This is a genomic window from Pseudomonas sp. TE50-2, from assembly GCF_040813665.1.
Taxonomy (GTDB): Bacteria; Pseudomonadota; Gammaproteobacteria; order Pseudomonadales; family Pseudomonadaceae; genus Aquipseudomonas; species Aquipseudomonas soli.
Window position 1 is genome coordinate 1,822,669 of record NZ_JBFNXN010000001.1, and the last position, 16,001, is coordinate 1,838,669.

The following is a 16,001-nucleotide window of genomic DNA, read 5'->3' on the forward strand; positions in this document are numbered from 1 at the left end:
GCGCCTTTTTCGTGGGAGCGGCGGTGCGTCGATGCGACTTGCCCCGCGTTTGGCCCAATAAGGTTTAACGTTTCTTCCCACCCAGCAGTGATCCCATCAACCCACGCACCAACTGGCGCCCCAACTGATTGGCCGCCTGGCGCACCGCCGACTTGATCGCCTGCCCCGCCGCGCTCTGCAGGAACTCGCCGGCCTTGTCGGCAAAGCTGTCTTCCCCGGCCTTGGCCTGGGGAACCGGCTCCACCGGCGCGCCCTTGCGCTGCGTGAGCATTTCATAGGCCGACTCACGGTCGATCGGCTTGTCATAACGCCCTGCCAACGGCGACGCCGCGATCAGCGCACTGCGCTCAGCCGCGCTCAAGGGTCCGATCCGCGACTGTGGCGGCGCGATCAACACCCGCTGAACCATGGCTGGCGTGCCCTTCTCTTCCAGGGTGCCGACCAGGGCTTCGCCGATACCGAGTTCAGTAAGCACCGCCAAGCTGTCGAACGCCGGGTTCGGCCGAAAACCATCAGCCACTGCACGCAATGATTTCTGCTCCTTGGCGGTGAAGGCGCGCAGGCCATGCTGGATGCGCAAGCCCAACTGGGCCAATACCGCATCCGGCAGATCCCCCGGCGACTGAGTGACGAAATACACCCCCACGCCCTTGGAGCGGATCAGCCGCACCACTTGCTCCAGGCGGTCCTGCAACGCTTTGGGCGTGCCGTTGAACAGCAGGTGCGCCTCATCGAAGAACAACGCCAGCACAGGTTTGTCGGCATCGCCGCGCTCCGGTAGCTGCTCGAACAGTTCTGCCAGCAGCCACAGCAGGAACGTCGCATAGACCTTGGGGGCATCGTGTACCAGGCGGCTGGCATCGAGCAGGTGGATGCGGCCGCGCCCGTCGCCCTCGGGGCGCAGCAGGTCTTCGAGCTGCAGCGCCGGTTCGCCGAACAGCGCCTCGGCCCCTTGTTGCTCCAGGGTCGCCAGCCGGCGCAAGAGCGCCTGCGTGGATGCACTGGTCATCAACGCGCTGTCCTCACCCAGCAATTGCGGGTTGTCCTTGAGGTGCGCGAGCAGGGCCTTGAGGTCCTTCAGATCGAGCAGCAGCAGGCCCTCACGGTCAGCCACCTTGAACGCCGCATACAAGGCAGCCTGCTGGCTGTCGGTAAGCTCCAGCAGGTTGCCCAGCAACAGCGGCCCCATTTCACTCATCGTGGTGCGCAGGGGATGCCCCGATTGCCCCGCGACATCCCACAGGCTTACCGGGTAGCCCCGGGGCGTGTGGTTCAGCCACGGCATGCCGGCGATCCGCTCGGCCACCTTGCCCTGCGGCGCGCCCGCGGCACCGAGGCCACACAGGTCGCCCTTCACATCCGCCGCGAATACCGCCACCCCGGCGTCACTGAACAGCTCGGCGAGGTGCTGCAGGGTAACCGTCTTGCCGGTGCCCGTGGCCCCGGCCACCAGGCCATGCCGGTTGGCCAGGCGCATGGCCTGGGATACCGGTTGACCATCCGGCCCCGCTCCTACAACCATTCGTAAGGAATCTGACATCTTCTTTCATCCCCTGCTCAAGTTCTGCCGCGTGACAGCCGATATTTCAAAATGATTCTAACCAGAAAGACAGTAACAACCCGAGAAGGACCCACGGGAATTGTTGCACTGTTTTCCAGCCGTGCTTTGTGCGAACGACCCGATAAAAAACCTTAGCGGACACGATCACGTTATGAATAAAAGCCTTCGTTTCAGCCACAAGATTCTTCTGGCGGCATCACTGATCGTGATCCTCGCCTTCAGTCTGTTCACCCTGTACAACGACTACCTCCAGCGTAACGCCATTCGCGATGACCTGGAGAACTACCTGGCCGAGATGGGCGAGTCCACCTCCACCAACATCCGCAACCTGTTCGAAGGGCGCATCAAGCTGGTCGACAACGTTGCCCAGAACCTCGCTCAGTTTCCACAGAACACCGGCACCCTGCTGGGCCAGAACGCCCTCACCTCGAGCTTCCTGACCATCTACCTGGGCCAGCCCGACGGTACCTTCACCGTGCGCCCGGACACCAAGATGCCTGACGGTTACGACCCGCGCGTGCGCCCCTGGTACAAGGACGGCCTGAACGCCAGCGGCCCGATCCTCACCGAGCCCTACATCGACATGGCCACCAACAAGATGGTCATCTCGATCATCAGCACCGCCTCGCGCTCGGTCGGCGTGGTCGGCGGCGACCTGGCCCTGGACGGCCTGGTGGAGATCATCAACTCGCTGAACTTCGGCGGCATGGGCTACGCGTTCCTGGTCAATGACCAAGGCAAGATCCTGATCCACCCGGACAAGAACCTGGTGATGAAGTCGCTGTCGGACCTGTTCCCGCAGAACACCCCCCGCCTGTCCAGCGACCTGACCGAAGTCACCCTCAACGGCGAAACCCGCCTGCTGACCTTCGCCCCGGTCAAAGGCCTGCCGTCGGCCAACTGGTACATCGGCCTGTCGGTGGACAAGGACAAGGCCTTCTCGATGCTCAGCACCTTCCGCACCTCGGCGGTGATCGCCACAGTGGTGGCGGTAGTGATCATCATCGCCCTGCTCGGCCTGCTGATCCGCGTGCTGATGCAGCCGCTGCACACCATGACCCGTGCCATGGCGAACATCGCCGAAGGCGAAGGCGACCTGACCCGCCGCCTGGAAATCCACAACCACGACGAATTCGGCACCCTCGGCACCGCCTTCAACCGCTTCGTCGAGCGCATCCACGGCTCGATCCGCGAGGTGTCCTCGGCCACCGAGCAGGTCAACGAAGTGGCGCTGCGGGTGATCAGCGCCTCGAACTCGTCGATGGCCAACTCCGACGAGCAGTCCAACCGCACCAACAGCGTCGCCGCCGCCATCAACCAGCTCGGCGCCGCCGCCCAGGAGATCGCCGGCAATGCCGCCCAGGCCTCGCAACATGCCAGCTCCGCGCGGCTGCTGGCCGAGGAAGGCCAGCAGGTGGTGCAGCGCAACATCGATGCGATGAACCGCCTCTCGGACCTGATCGTCACCTCCAGCGAACATATCGAGACGCTGAACAACAAGACCGTGAACATCGGCCAGATCCTCGAGGTGATCACCAGCATTTCCCAGCAGACCAACCTGCTTGCCCTCAACGCCGCCATCGAGGCGGCTCGCGCTGGCGAGGCCGGCCGTGGCTTCGCCGTGGTCGCCGACGAGGTGCGCAACCTGGCGCACCGCACCCAGGAGTCGGCGCAACAGGTGCAGACCATGATCGAGGAGCTGCAGGTCGGCGCCCGCGAGTCGGTCGACACCATGGGTCAGAGCCAGCGCCACAGCCAGGACAGCATGGACATCGCCAACCAGGCCGGTGAGCGCCTGGGCAGCGTCACCCAACGCATCGGCGAGATCGACGGCATGAACCAGTCGGTGGCCACCGCCACCGAAGAACAGACTGCCGTGGTCGACTCGATCAACATGGACATCAACGAGATCAACATGCTCAACCAGGAAGGCGTCGAGAACCTGCAGGCCACCCTGCGCGCCTGTTCGGACCTGGAGCAGCAGGCCGGTCGCCTCAAGCATCTGGTCGGCAGCTTCCGCATCTGACCCCCACCCGCTCCCACCTCTGCGTGGGAGCGGGCCCCGCCAAACCCTGATCGAACAAACTATCCTTCAACAAGGTCAACCCTAAGGCGCGTCATCGCCGGTCCACCACCGCCTGATGACACACCCGAGGACGATCCCGGAGGGATGCTGATCGTGCACATCGCCGACATCACCATGTTCTATGCCCCGGCCAGCGGCGGCGTACGAACCTATCTTGATGCCAAACACCGCCGCCTCGACGCCATGCCCGGCGTTCGCCACAGCCTGCTGATCCCCGGCGCCAGCGCCAGCCAGGTCAACGGCGTCTATCATGTTCCCGCGCCGCCACTGCCCTTCGGCAACGGCTACCGTTTCCCGGTACGCCTGGCCCCCTGGTGCAAGGAACTGCGCCGCCTGCAACCCGACCTGATCGAGGTCGGCGACCCCTATCTCACCGCCTGGGCGGCTCTGGAAGCGCGGCGCAAGCTCGATGTGCCGGTGATCGGCTTCTATCACTCCGATCTGCCGCTGCTGGTGAGCAACCGCATGGGCAATTGGTTCACCCCCAATGTCGAGGCCTATGTCAGCAAGCTCTACGGGCACTTCGACCGGGTACTGGCGCCCAGCCAGGTGATGGCCGACAAGCTGCGCAGGCTGGGGGTCGAGAATGTGCACGTGCAACGCCTGGGCGTGGACCTGGTGCAATTTCACCCCGATAAGCGCGACCCCGGCCTGCGTCGCGAACTGGGCATCGCCGATACCAGCCGACTGCTGGTGTTCGCCGGCCGCGGCTCGCGGGAGAAGAACCTGCCGGTACTGCTCGATTGCATGCAAGCACTCGGACAGCCCTATCACCTGCTTCTGGTCGGATCGAACATGCCGATCGGCGTGCCGGACAATGTCAGCGTGATCGACCACTTCTGCCCACCCGAGGAGGTCGCCCGGCTACTGGCCAGCGCCGACCTGCTGGTGCATGCCGGCGACCAGGAAACCTTCGGTCTGGTCATTCTCGAGGCGATGGCCAGTGCCACGCCCGTGGTGGCCGTGCACGCTGGCGCCTTCGGCGAAATCGTCAACGAGCAATGCGGTCGCCTGTGCCCACCTAACGATGGCCGCGCCATGGCCGCCGCCGTGCGCGAAGTCTTCGACCACGGCGTACGCCAGCTTGGCAGCCAGGCGCGTCGCCACGTGGAACGCCATTACAGCTGGGACAACGTGGTCAGTGGCCTGCTCCAGCATTACCAGGCGGTGCTGGGTCACGCGTTGCCGGTGCGCGCCCATGGCTGAGCCCGCCGCCACCCGACGCAGCCTGATGCTGGTGCTGCACGATGTCGCGCCGGAGACCTGGCCGGACTACCAACCCTTCGTCCAGGCGATCGACGACATGGGTGGCGTGCCCATGACCTGGCTGGTGGTGCCGGACTTTCACCACCGCAATCCACTCACGCGTTCGCCCACCTTCTGCCGGCTGCTCGAACGGCGCCTGGCCCGTGGCGACGAACTGGCCCTGCACGGCTACTACCACGCCGATGACGGTCCCCCGCCACGCGGGCCTGGCGAATATTTCATGCGCAGGATCTACACCCACGAAGGCGAGTTCCACGGCCTGGACCAGGCCAGCGCGCTGCAGCGCCTGCACGCCGGGCTGGCGTTGTTCGGGCAACAGGGCTGGCCAGTGGCGGGTTTCGTCGCCCCCGCCTGGCTGATGAGCGAAGGCACGCGCCAGGCGCTGCGCCAGCTGCCGCTACGCTACACCAGCACACCACGGCACCTGTACCGGCTGCCGGACTTCACTGCCTTCGATGCCCCTGGGCTGGTGTGGAGCGCCCGCAGCGCATGGCGCCGCGGGCTGTCGAGAGTGGTCAGCGACTGGCAGTGCCGGCGCTGGCGTGAGGCCGACACCCTGCGCCTGGGCCTGCATCCGGTGGACATGCGCCACGCCAGCGCGCGCAACTACTGGCTCGAGACCCTGCAGCAACTGCTGGCGCAAGGCCGCGAGCCACTGACCAAGTCGGCCTGGCTGGAGCGCCAGGCCGCGCCATGAATCGCCTGGGCTGGCTGGGCCTGGCATTGCTGCTGGCAGTGTCGGTGCCCGCTCTGCTTGGCGGCCGCGATTTGCTCCCACGCCTGCAATCCTTCGCCCCCGGCCTGATGGCGCTGCTGCTGAGCATGATCCTGCTGTGCTGGACGCTCAATGCCCTGCGCCTGCGCTTGCTGCTCGGCGACCAGGGCACCCGAGTGGGCCGTATCCGCAGCCTGGGAGTGGTCATGGCCACAGAGTTCGCCATCTGTACCACCCCAGGCGGCACAGGTGGCCCGCTGACGCTGATGACCCTGCTGGCACGCGAGCGTATCGCGCCTTCGCGCAGCGGCGCAGTGTTCGCCATGGATCAGTTGAACGACCTGCTGTTCTTCTTCTGCGCCATGCTGGCGATCGCCGGGTACGCCTTGTTCCACAGGCTCGGCCATAGCCAGGCGCAGATGTTGCTGGGCAGCGCCTTGCTGTTGTGCAGCGCGCTGGCGGGAATCTTCCTGCTGCTACGTTATCGACGCGGGGTAATGCGCGGCAATGGCCGGCTGCTGCGGCATCTGGGCATGTCACCGGCCCGGCGGCGACGCTGGGCACGCAAGGTACTGCGCTTCGTCCATGCCCTGGCCGATACCTGGCGCATGCCACGGCGTACATTGGCGCTGGTGTTCATCCTGACCTGCGCGCACTGGTGCCTGCGCTACAGCGTGCTGTACCTGGTGCTGCGCGGGTTGGGCGTCGACCTGGCGTGGATTCCGAGCTTCCTGGTGCAGATGCTGTCGCTCAGCGCAGGGCAGTTCAGCCTGCTGCCAGGCGGCGCGGGGGCGGCGGAGCTGACCTCGGCGGCCCTGCTGTCACCGCTGGTGGGGAGTTCGACGGCAGCCGCGGCGATCCTCATATGGCGCGCGGTTACCTACTACTTCTACCTGCTGGCGGGGGGGCCGGTGTTCCTTTGTCTGCTGGCGCGTCCATTGCTGGAACGTCGCCGTCGACAGACGGGTTGAGCCGCTTCCAGAGTTCGGCGGCACCCGCAAACTCGGTGCCGTCCTCATCGCTCAACGCATCGGGGTCGAAACGGGCCAGGCAGCCCTCGCCCAAGGTCGGTGGCGCCGAAGCGCCGGCCTTGTCACGTGGATCCGCCATATGCCGGCCCTCGACTCAGTTGAACACCACGGTCTTGTTGCCATGCACCAGCACGCGGTCTTCCAGGTGATAGCGCAGGCCACGGGCCAGGACCATCTTCTCCACGTCACGACCGAAGCGGACCATGTCCTCGATGCTGTCGGCATGACTGACACGCACCACGTCCTGCTCGATGATGGGGCCGGCGTCCAGCTCCTCGGTCACGTAGTGGCAGGTCGCGCCGATCAGTTTCACGCCACGCAGCGCCGCCTGGTGGTAAGGCTTGGCGCCCACGAACGACGGCAGGAAGCTGTGGTGGATGTTGATGACCTTTTCCGCGTATGCCTGGCACAGTTGCGGCGGCAGGATCTGCATGTAGCGCGCCAGCACCACGGCATCGGCGCCGCACTCCTCGACCAGACGCGAGACTTCGGCAAACGCCGGCTGCTTGTCCTTCGGATCGACCGGCACATGGTGGAACGGAATACCGTGCCATTCGACCATGCTGCGCAGGTCGTTGTGGTTGGAGATCACGCATGGGATCTCGCAGTCCAGCTCGTCGGTGTGCCAACGGTGCAGCAGGTCTGCCAGGCAGTGCGACTCGCGGCTGGCCATCAACACCACGCGCTTCTTCTGTGCCGAATCGGTGATGCGCCAGGTCATGGAGAACTCTTCGGCGATCGGCGCGAACGCCTCGCGGAAAGCCTCGATACCGAACGGCAGGGACTCGGCACGGATCTCATGACGCATGAAGAACCAACCGCTCTGCTCGTCGGAATGATGGCTGGCTTCGTTGATCCAGCCATTGTAGAGGGCCAGGAAATTACTGACTTTCGCCACGATGCCGACGCGGTCGGGGCAGGCAATCACCAGTCGATAGGTGCGCATGAGAGAGACTCCAGAACTTCGCAAAGGCGCATATTCTAGCGGCCTGCCGGGGAAAACGCAGTAATCATCTTTACCAGAACCCCTAGCCTGGAGGGCTTGATCGCACAGGGCCATTCCCTTTTTCTCAAGGGGGTAATCGGCATTGCCCCAGGAAATTTGTAAATTTTTCTTAACCTAATGACCGTGAAGTCATGCCCTACTATTAATTGAGTCTTCAATTTTAAATTGTTTACTTGAGAGTATCGTCTGTCTATTATTGCCCCACTGTCTCTCTCTCTGAACATGTACTAAGGAACACACCATGTCCCTGATCAACGAGTACCGCGCCACCGAAGAAGCTATCAAGGAACTTCAGGCCCGTCTGGCCAACCTGTCGCAAGACGGCAAACTGCAAAAAGAGCTGGAGTTCGAAAAGAAGCTGCGCGAGCTGATGGCCGAAAACGGCAAGTCGCTGCGTGACGTGATCGCCCTGCTCGATCCGGAAAGCAAACTGAGCAAAGCCCCGCGCGGCGCAGTCAAGACCACCGGCACCAAGCGTGCACGCAAGGTCAAGCAATACAAGAACCCGCACAACGGCGAGGTTATTGAAACCAAGGGTGGCAACCACAAGACCCTGAAAGAGTGGAAAGCCAAGTGGGGCGGCGACGTCGTCGAAAGCTGGGCCACCCTGCTGGACTGATACGCTTAACAGGCGTGTATTGGTTTCAACATGAAAACGCCGGCACTTGCCGGCGTTTTTGTTTATCTGCACATTTCAAAGCTGGTATTGCACTTTCAGTTGTCGGATATGACCCTGCCAGGCTTCCAGTACCTGGCGCCCCGCCTCGCTGGCGTCTGCCAGGCTGGCTTGGCATGCCTGCTCGAAATTGGCCAGGGTGTTCGGCGCACCAAAGGCAGCGTCTGTAAGGCGTTGCTGACAGAACGCATACCAACGTGCGCGCTCTTGTTCATCAAGGGTGTCGGAAAAGTTTCGCGCCCGATAGCGGAACAACAATTCCGGCATGCGCGGATCATCGAACATCCACTGCCCCTTGGCCAATTGCGCCGGATCGGTACACCGCACTTGCTCGCTCAGGCGTTTGTCCCGCTCACCGAGGAAACCGTCATACAACTGTTGTTCCGGGTCTTCGCTGGCTGCAAAACCCTCTTCCTGATAGATAATGTCCAGCTTGTCTCGCCAGGTCATCTGCTGATTGGCCAACTGCTCCGCCTGTGCCTGCAACACCGACAACTCGAGCCCCAACCGTTGTTGATCGGCTGGGCGCAGTACCGATAGCGGCGCCAGCACCGGGCAGCGATTGATATGTACCAACTTCAGCGGTACCGGTAGTTCGCCCTGGGCCATGTCTTCATGCCGCGTGTACAAACGCTGACGCAATGCTTGCGCACTCTCCTGGAGCAGAGGCGAATTATCCTGTTGCAAGTCGCAGACTATCAGCGCGTTGCGATTACGCGGGTGCCAGGCCAATGGCAACACCACACCGATGTAGTTGCGCTGCGCCGAGAAACGTCCGGATACATGTACCAGGGGCTGCAATAGGCGGATCTGCTCCATGACCTTGTGCTTGCTGCGCAACTGGAACAACCAGTCATACAACCTGGGCTGCCGGTCACGAATCAACCGGGCCAGGGCAATGGTCGCCCGCACGTCGGAAAGCGCTTCGTGGGCATGGCCATGGTCGATGCCATTGGCCTTGCTCAACAGCTCCAGGCGCAAGCTGGTGCGCCCATCCTGCTGTGGCCAGACGATGCCCTCCGGGCGCAGCGCATAGGCCGTACGGACCACATCGATCAAGTCCCAGCGGCTGTTGCCACCCTGCCATTCACGGGCATAGGGGTCGAAGAAGTTGCGGTAGAGGCTGTAGCGGGTGACCTCATCGTCGAAGCGCAACGTGTTGTAGCCGGCGCCACAAGTGCCGGGCCGGGCCAGCTGCTCATGGATCCGTGTCATGAATTCGGCCTCGCACAGCCCCTGGCTGGCCAGCTGCTGCGGAGTGATGCCGGTCACCAGGCAGGCCGCCGGGTGCGGCAGGATATCGTCGGAGGGGCGGCAATAGAGGCTGATAGGCGCCTCGATCTCGTTGAGGTCGAGGTCGGTGCGCACGCCGGCCACCTGCAGGGGGCGGTCGCAGCGTGGATTGATGCCGGTGGTTTCGTAGTCGTGCCAGAAGATGCTGGAGCTCACGGGGTCGTCCTGTAACAAGGTCGACCAGAGTCTAACGGCACGCGTGAGGGCTGGGCCAGCCTCACGCAGAGGCGTTCATGGGCCGGAAGCTGAAGAAATCGCGCAGCGAGCGAACAAAGCCGTCGTATTCCTGCGGCGCCTGCAACAACATGAAACCGGCATCGAAATGCCCGGGCGTCTCATCTTCGCGGCACCACAGGCAACTGGCGGTCAGGTTGATGAACTGCAGGCCACCGCCGGCAAGGGGGACACGCAGTTGCAGCTCGAAGTCCGGCCCCACCAGCACCGGCAACTGGCTGATCAGCATCAGGCCGTCTTCGGAAGCGTTGCCCAGGTAGCCGATCTGCTGGTCGGTGCAGCGGTTGAAGACCTTGAGCACGCAAGGCAGTTGATGACGTTCTATATGTCGCTCGATAAACATGATCGAAGTGAAGTCCTGTACCTGGAGCCAGGAAGACAAGGTACTGGCGATGATCGTTACAACTCTCCAACAGATTAGCCCAGTCCGACGGACGGACTACATGAAATCATCGACACCTTGGGATTAACGCCAAGGTGTAGTGTTCACCGGGCTGGCCACCGCCGCTTCGCTGCCGCGCAGGTGACCGAGCTTCTCCAGTGTCTGCAGACGTGCCTGGGCGCGGTAGGCGTATTCGTTGCGCGGATACTGCTGGATCAGGTACTGGTAGGTCTGCGCCGCATCGACGTAGAGCTTCTGGCGCTCCAGGCACTGGCCACGCAGCAGCGACACTTCCGGGTGGATGAACGGCCGGGCACGGCTGGTGCGGTCGACCTGCGACAGCTCGAGCATCACCTTGGCGCAGTCGCCACGGTCATAGGCGCGGTAGGCATTGTTCAGGTGGTGGTCCATGGACCAGCGGGTGCAGCCGACGACACTGGCCGCCATGGTCAAAACGATCAGGGTGCGCATGGGAATTCTCCTTTGATGGGCACTGTATCGGCCTTTCACGACAAATCTTCACAGGCTTTTGCAAGCATACCGCGACCGTTCAAACGCCACCCTCGCAACCGTACAGGTAGTGCAACGGAACAATGACTACAGCGCAATTGAGGAGTAGCCTTTCGCTGCGCTTCACTATAGGAGTCTGTGCATGACCATCCGCCGTACCAAAATCGTCGCCACCCTTGGCCCCGCCAGCAATTCGCCGGAAGTGATCGAACAGCTGATCCTCGCCGGCCTGGACGTGGCACGCCTGAACTTCTCCCACGGCACCCCGGACGAGCACAAGGCCCGCGCCCGCCTGATCCGTGACATCGCCGCCAAGAACGGCCGCCATGTCGCGCTGCTGGGCGACCTGCAGGGTCCGAAGATCCGCATCGCCAAATTCGCCAACAAGCGCATCGAACTGAAAGTCGGTGACAAGTTCACCTTCTCCACCGCTCACCCGCTGACCGAAGGCAACCAGGATATCGTCGGCATCGACTACCCCGACCTGGTCAAGGACTGCGGCGTCGGTGACGAACTCCTGCTCGACGACGGCCGCGTGGTCATGCGCGTCGAAACGGCCACCGCAGACGCCCTGCACTGCGTGGTGATCATCGGCGGCCCGCTGTCGGACCACAAAGGCATCAACCGCAAAGGTGGCGGCCTGACCGCACCGGCCCTGACCGAGAAGGACAAGGCCGACATCAAGCTTGCCGCGGAAATGGACCTGGACTACCTGGCCGTGTCGTTCCCGCGCGACGCCAGCGACATGGAATACGCCCGCAAGCTGCGTGACGAAGCCGGCGGCAGCGCCTGGCTGGTGGCCAAGATCGAACGCGCCGAAGCAGTGGCCGACGACGAGACCCTCGACCAGCTGATTCTCGCCTCCGACGCTGTCATGGTGGCCCGTGGCGACCTGGGCGTGGAAATCGGCGACGCCGAACTGATCGCGATCCAGAAGAAGATCATCCAGCACGCCCGCCGCAACAACAAGGCGGTGATCGTGGCGACCCAGATGATGGAGTCGATGATCCAGAACCCGATGCCGACTCGCGCCGAAGTGTCCGACGTGGCCAACGCCGTGCTCGACAACACCGACGCGGTGATGCTTTCAGCCGAGAGTGCCGCCGGCAGCTACCCGATCGAGGCGGTCCAGGCCATGGCCCGCATCTGCTCGGGCGCCGAGAAGCACCCGACCAGCCAGAAGTCCAGCCACCGCCTGCACACCACCTTCGAACGCTGCGACGAGAGCATCGCCCTGGCGGCCATGTACACCGCCAACCACTTCCCCGGCGTCAAGGCGATCATCGCCCTCACCGAAAGTGGCTATACGCCGCTGATCATGTCGCGCCTGCGTTCGCACGTGCCGATCTTCGCCCTGTCGCCACACCGCGCCACCCAGGCCCGTGCCAACATGTTCCGCGGCGTCTACCCGATCGCCTTCGACCCGGCTTCGCTGCCGGCCGACAAGGTCAGTCAGGCGGCCGTCGACGAGCTGCTCAAACGCGGCCTGGTGGAGCAAGGCGACTGGGTCATCCTGACCAAGGGTGACAGCTACCACACCATCGGTGGCACCAACGGCATGAAGATCCTGCATGTCGGTGATCCGCTGGTCGGCTGATCTGGCGTTAAAACGCTATCGCGGGGCAAGCCCGCTCCCACGCATCAGGTATCACCTGCGTGGGAGCGGGCTTGCCCCGCGATTTTTCAATGCCTAGGCATGCTCGGTGAAAACATCCGCCAATACCTGGTTGCGCGGTACCCCGGCAATGAACAGCCGCCGGGCGAACCGTTCGACACTTGTCGGCGCCCCGCACAGCAATGCCATGGTCTGGCGCGACGCCAGACGCAAGCCGGCCAGCGCCTCATCCAACTGTTCGGCCAGCACCAACTCCACGCTCACCCCTTCCAGCGCCTGCAGCGCCTCGGCCAGGTAGTGCCCGGCTGGGGTGCGCGCCACATGCAGCAGCCGAATCTCGCCCTGATGCCCCTGGCGCAGCGCCTCGCGCAGGATGCCCCACAAAGGTGCCAGCCCGGTGCCCGCCGCCAGCAGCCACAAAGGCCGCGCCTGCCAGTCAGGGTCGTAGTGCAGCGCCCCGCCGCGCAGCTCGCCCAGCCTCAATGCATCGCCTACGTGCAACTGCCGGGCCCTGTCGCAAAACGCGCCGGGGCGGCTGCAATCCAGGTGAAACTCCAGCGTCTCATCCTCTCCCGGCAGGCTCGCCAGCGAGTAGGGGCGGGCCACGTCGCCGCACCACAGCACCAGGTGCTGGCCAGCCTGGTAGCGCAGCGTCCGGCCTGGGCGCAGGCGTAGGCGCAGCACGTCGCCGAACCAATCCAGTGCAACCACCGTGGCCGGCAGGCCATCCTGCAGCGGGTCGAACAGCGCCACCCGCAGGTCGCCGGCCACCGAGCACTGGCAGGCCAGGCGCCAGCCCTCGTCGCGCTGGGCCGTACTCAGGGCCTCGGGCCTGGCATCCACGGGCAGGCCATCGAGGCAACGCACCAGGCAGGCGTGGCAGCTGCCGGCGCGGCAGCTGTAGGGCACATTCAGGCCTGCCTCGTTGAGGGCATCGAGCAGATTGCTGCCACTTGGCACTACCCATTGGCGCTCGCCCACGCAAAGTTCGGGCATGGTCAGGTTTCTCATTCGATTCAAGGTTTTCCAGAGGCGCTTTGCGCCCCATCGCCGGCAAGCCGGCTCCCACAGGGGCTGTGCATTGCCGGCGAAACGCTCCCGATACAACAGCATCGCATGTCATCAGCAAAAAGGATGCCCCTTCCCTGCCGACCTTGGTCCAGACCACGTGCAGGTGTTTCCGCAGGCGGGGCACGGTATACTGCCGCGCCTTTTTTGTGCCGGCCCGACCAGCCGGCGCCTTGCCAGGCGTTCCTGACATACAGGTGTGCACTGTCGGAATGCCTTTTCGAATGTTCCCGTCTTTAAGAGGAGCGCGCTGCATGACCGTGATCAAGCAAGACGACCTGATTCAGAGCGTCGCCGACGCCCTGCAATTCATCTCGTACTACCACCCCGTCGACTTCATCCAGGCGATGCACGAGGCCTACCTGCGTGAAGAGTCGCCTGCCGCGCGTGACTCGATCGCCCAGATCCTGATCAACTCGCGCATGTGCGCCACCGGCCACCGCCCGATCTGCCAGGACACCGGCATCGTCACCGTGTTCATCCGCGTCGGCATGGACGTGCGCTGGGACGGCGCCACCCTGAGCGTCGACGACATGATCAACGAAGGTGTGCGCCGCGCCTACAACCTGCCCGAGAACGTCCTGCGCGCCTCGATCCTGGCCGACCCGGCCGGTGCCCGCAAGAACACCAAGGACAACACCCCGGCCGTCATCCACTACTCGATCGTCCCAGGCGACAAGGTCGAGGTGGATGTCGCGGCCAAGGGCGGTGGTTCGGAAAACAAGTCGAAGATGGCCATGCTCAACCCGTCCGACTCGATTGTCGACTGGGTGCTCAAGACCGTCCCGACCATGGGCGCTGGCTGGTGCCCGCCTGGCATGCTCGGCATCGGCATCGGCGGTACCGCCGAGAAGGCCGCGGTGATGGCCAAGGAAGTGTTGATGGAATCCATCGACATCCATGAGCTGAAAGCCCGTGGCCCGCAGAACCGCCTCGAAGAGATCCGCCTGGAGCTGTTCGACAAGGTCAACCAGCTGGGCATCGGCGCCCAGGGCCTGGGCGGCCTGACCACCGTGCTCGACGTCAAGATCATGGACTACCCGACCCACGCCGCCTCCTTGCCGGTGTGCATGATCCCCAACTGCGCCGCCACCCGTCACGCCCACTTCGTGCTCGACGGCTCCGGCCCGGCCGAGCTGGAAGCGCCGTCGCTGGACGCCTACCCGGAAATCGTCTGGGAAGCCGGCCCAAGCGCTCGCCGCGTGAACCTGGACGCGATCACCCCGGAAGAAGTCGCCAGCTGGCAGCCGGGCGAGACCATCCTGCTCAACGGCAAGATGCTCACCGGCCGCGACGCCGCGCACAAGCGCATGGTCGAGATGCTCAACCGTGGCGAAGAGCTGCCGGTGGACCTCAAAGGCCGCTTCATCTACTACGTCGGCCCGGTCGACCCGGTCGGTGACGAAGTAGTCGGCCCGGCCGGCCCGACCACCGCCACGCGGATGGACAAGTTCACCCGCCAGATCCTCGAGCAGACCGGCCTGCTGGGCATGATCGGCAAGTCCGAACGTGGCCCGACCGCCATCGAAGCGATCAAGGACAACAAGGCCGTGTACCTGATGGCCGTCGGCGGCGCTGCCTACCTGGTGGCCCAGGCCATCCGCAAGTCGAAGGTCCTGGCCTTCGCCGAGCTGGGCATGGAAGCGATCTACGAGTTCGAAGTGAAGGACATGCCGGTCACCGTCGCGGTGGACAGCAAGGGTGAATCGGTACACATCACCGGCCCTGCGCTGTGGCAGAGCAAGATCGCCGAAAGCCTGGCGGTGGAAGTGAAGTAAAGCACCGCTCACTGTCAACGGAACGCCCGGCCCACGCCGGGCGTTTTCGTTTACGGCGCTCGCTTGAGCGACTCAGCACAGATCATGCAGGCAGCGCCTTGAGCCAGAACGACATGATCTTGGCCGACTGCGCCTGCTCGTCGAGATCCCGCCAACGGTAGGCAGTACGCAACGACGGTTCATGCAGAAAGCCACGGTTGCGCCAGAAACCTTGCAACGGCTTGTAGTCCGCCGGGCGCCGCGGGTGCCCGGAGGGGCGCTCCACCGCACAAAACGCACAGGCATCGAACTCGGCCAGCTTGTGCGCATAGGACTCGCGCTCGATGAAAAAACGCACGCCCAGCCCCCGCCCACGGTAAGCCGGCAGCAGCACCGATTCACCGAAGTAATAGATCGAGGCCGGATCGCGCCCCTGGGCAAGGAAGGGTTGCTGCAACTCGAGATCGGCGTCCACCAACGGCAAGCCGGTGGCGGCGCCGACCACCTGACTGCCGTCGAGTGCCAGCACCACCAGACTGCGCCCGGATTCGGCGTAGCTGGCCAGGTAATCCGCCTGGTGGCTCAAGGAGCTGTCCAGCAGATAGGGAAACTCACGAAACAGCGTCAGGCGTAGGCACGCGAGGTCATCGATGTAAGGCGCTATGGCAGCGCCATGGAGCAAACGTATTTCCATGCGGGGCGGTCCTCCTGTCGATGGCCATGACTGAGACCCACCCTAGCATCCCCCCTGCCCTGCGGCCTTTCCCCTGCGCGACAGGTATTTCTCCATGACCGCTGCCG

At 63.9% G+C, this 16,001-nt stretch carries 15 protein-coding genes; 7 read left to right on the top strand and 8 right to left on the bottom strand.

Features of this window, described 5'->3' with window-relative positions:
* Nucleotides 1-64: 64 nt before the first annotated feature.
* On the bottom strand, nt 65-1,540 hold the full coding sequence (locus AAHK21_RS08305; protein WP_367856975.1) for a helicase HerA-like domain-containing protein: 1,476 nt from the start codon (nt 1,538-1,540) through the stop codon (nt 65-67).
* Nucleotides 1,541-1,712: 172 nt separating this feature from the next.
* Here AAHK21_RS08305 and AAHK21_RS08310 point away from each other — a divergent pair, with 172 nt between their 5' ends.
* The 4 genes from AAHK21_RS08310 (at nt 1,713) to AAHK21_RS08325 (ending at nt 6,599) form a co-directional block, all read left to right on the top strand.
* Nucleotides 1,713-3,587 (top strand): methyl-accepting chemotaxis protein, encoded by a 1,875-nt coding sequence (locus AAHK21_RS08310; protein WP_367856976.1) that lies wholly within the window; start codon nt 1,713-1,715, stop codon nt 3,585-3,587.
* Nucleotides 3,588-3,731: 144 nt separating this feature from the next.
* Nucleotides 3,732-4,853, top strand: coding sequence for a glycosyltransferase family 4 protein (locus AAHK21_RS08315; RefSeq protein WP_367856977.1), 1,122 nt, complete (start codon nt 3,732-3,734; stop codon nt 4,851-4,853).
* Nucleotides 4,846-5,610, top strand: coding sequence for a DUF2334 domain-containing protein (locus AAHK21_RS08320; RefSeq protein WP_367856978.1), 765 nt, complete (start codon nt 4,846-4,848; stop codon nt 5,608-5,610). Before AAHK21_RS08315 ends, AAHK21_RS08320 begins: the two co-directional genes overlap by 8 nt.
* On the top strand, nt 5,607-6,599 hold the full coding sequence (locus AAHK21_RS08325) for a lysylphosphatidylglycerol synthase transmembrane domain-containing protein (protein WP_367856979.1): 993 nt from the start codon (nt 5,607-5,609) through the stop codon (nt 6,597-6,599). Before AAHK21_RS08320 ends, AAHK21_RS08325 begins: the two co-directional genes overlap by 4 nt.
* On the opposite strand, the gene AAHK21_RS08330 is transcribed toward AAHK21_RS08325, so the two are convergent.
* Entirely contained in the window at nt 6,505-6,738 is a 234-nt protein-coding gene (locus tag AAHK21_RS08330) for a hypothetical protein (RefSeq protein WP_367856980.1), read from the bottom strand. The two genes, AAHK21_RS08325 and AAHK21_RS08330, sit on opposite strands and share 95 nt — an antisense overlap.
* A 15-nt stretch (nt 6,739-6,753) precedes the next feature.
* Nucleotides 6,754-7,605: a formyltetrahydrofolate deformylase gene (gene purU, locus AAHK21_RS08335; RefSeq protein ID WP_046856933.1), complete on the bottom strand. Its 852-nt coding sequence runs from the start codon at nt 7,603-7,605 to the stop codon at nt 6,754-6,756.
* A gap of 301 nt (nt 7,606-7,906) precedes the next feature.
* Here purU and mvaT point away from each other — a divergent pair, with 301 nt between their 5' ends.
* The gene (gene mvaT, locus AAHK21_RS08340; RefSeq protein WP_028690229.1) at nt 7,907-8,284 is read left to right on the top strand and encodes a histone-like nucleoid-structuring protein MvaT; all 378 of its coding nucleotides are present in this window, start codon (nt 7,907-7,909) and stop codon (nt 8,282-8,284) included.
* A 75-nt stretch (nt 8,285-8,359) separates the two neighbouring features.
* On the opposite strand, the gene sbcB is transcribed toward mvaT, so the two are convergent.
* The 3 genes from sbcB to AAHK21_RS08355 all read right to left on the bottom strand — a co-directional run bounded on the left by sbcB (nt 8,360) and on the right by AAHK21_RS08355 (nt 10,721).
* The gene (gene sbcB / locus AAHK21_RS08345; protein WP_367856981.1) at nt 8,360-9,790 is read right to left on the bottom strand and encodes an exodeoxyribonuclease I; all 1,431 of its coding nucleotides are present in this window, start codon (nt 9,788-9,790) and stop codon (nt 8,360-8,362) included.
* Nucleotides 9,791-9,851: 61 nt separating this feature from the next.
* Nucleotides 9,852-10,211: a PilZ domain-containing protein gene (locus AAHK21_RS08350; protein ID WP_046856935.1), complete on the bottom strand. Its 360-nt coding sequence runs from the start codon at nt 10,209-10,211 to the stop codon at nt 9,852-9,854.
* A gap of 123 nt (nt 10,212-10,334) precedes the next feature.
* Nucleotides 10,335-10,721 (bottom strand): tol-pal system YbgF family protein, encoded by a 387-nt coding sequence (locus AAHK21_RS08355; protein ID WP_023631127.1) that lies wholly within the window; start codon nt 10,719-10,721, stop codon nt 10,335-10,337.
* Between the two features lie 181 nt (nt 10,722-10,902).
* Here AAHK21_RS08355 and pyk point away from each other — a divergent pair, with 181 nt between their 5' ends.
* Entirely contained in the window at nt 10,903-12,357 is a 1,455-nt protein-coding gene (gene pyk, locus AAHK21_RS08360; protein WP_023631128.1) for a pyruvate kinase, read from the top strand.
* Nucleotides 12,358-12,450: 93 nt separating this feature from the next.
* Here the strand turns inward: pyk and AAHK21_RS08365 are convergent, their stop codons facing one another.
* Nucleotides 12,451-13,371, bottom strand: a complete 921-nt coding sequence (locus AAHK21_RS08365) for an iron-sulfur-binding ferredoxin reductase (RefSeq protein ID WP_367856982.1) — start codon at nt 13,369-13,371, stop codon at nt 12,451-12,453.
* 326 nt (nt 13,372-13,697) lie between these two features.
* Here AAHK21_RS08365 and AAHK21_RS08370 point away from each other — a divergent pair, with 326 nt between their 5' ends.
* Nucleotides 13,698-15,221: a fumarate hydratase gene (locus tag AAHK21_RS08370; protein ID WP_046856937.1), complete on the top strand. Its 1,524-nt coding sequence runs from the start codon at nt 13,698-13,700 to the stop codon at nt 15,219-15,221.
* Nucleotides 15,222-15,303: 82 nt separating this feature from the next.
* Here the strand turns inward: AAHK21_RS08370 and AAHK21_RS08375 are convergent, their stop codons facing one another.
* Nucleotides 15,304-15,894: a GNAT family acetyltransferase gene (locus tag AAHK21_RS08375; RefSeq protein WP_367856983.1), complete on the bottom strand. Its 591-nt coding sequence runs from the start codon at nt 15,892-15,894 to the stop codon at nt 15,304-15,306.
* Nucleotides 15,895-16,001: the final 107 nt, after the last annotated feature.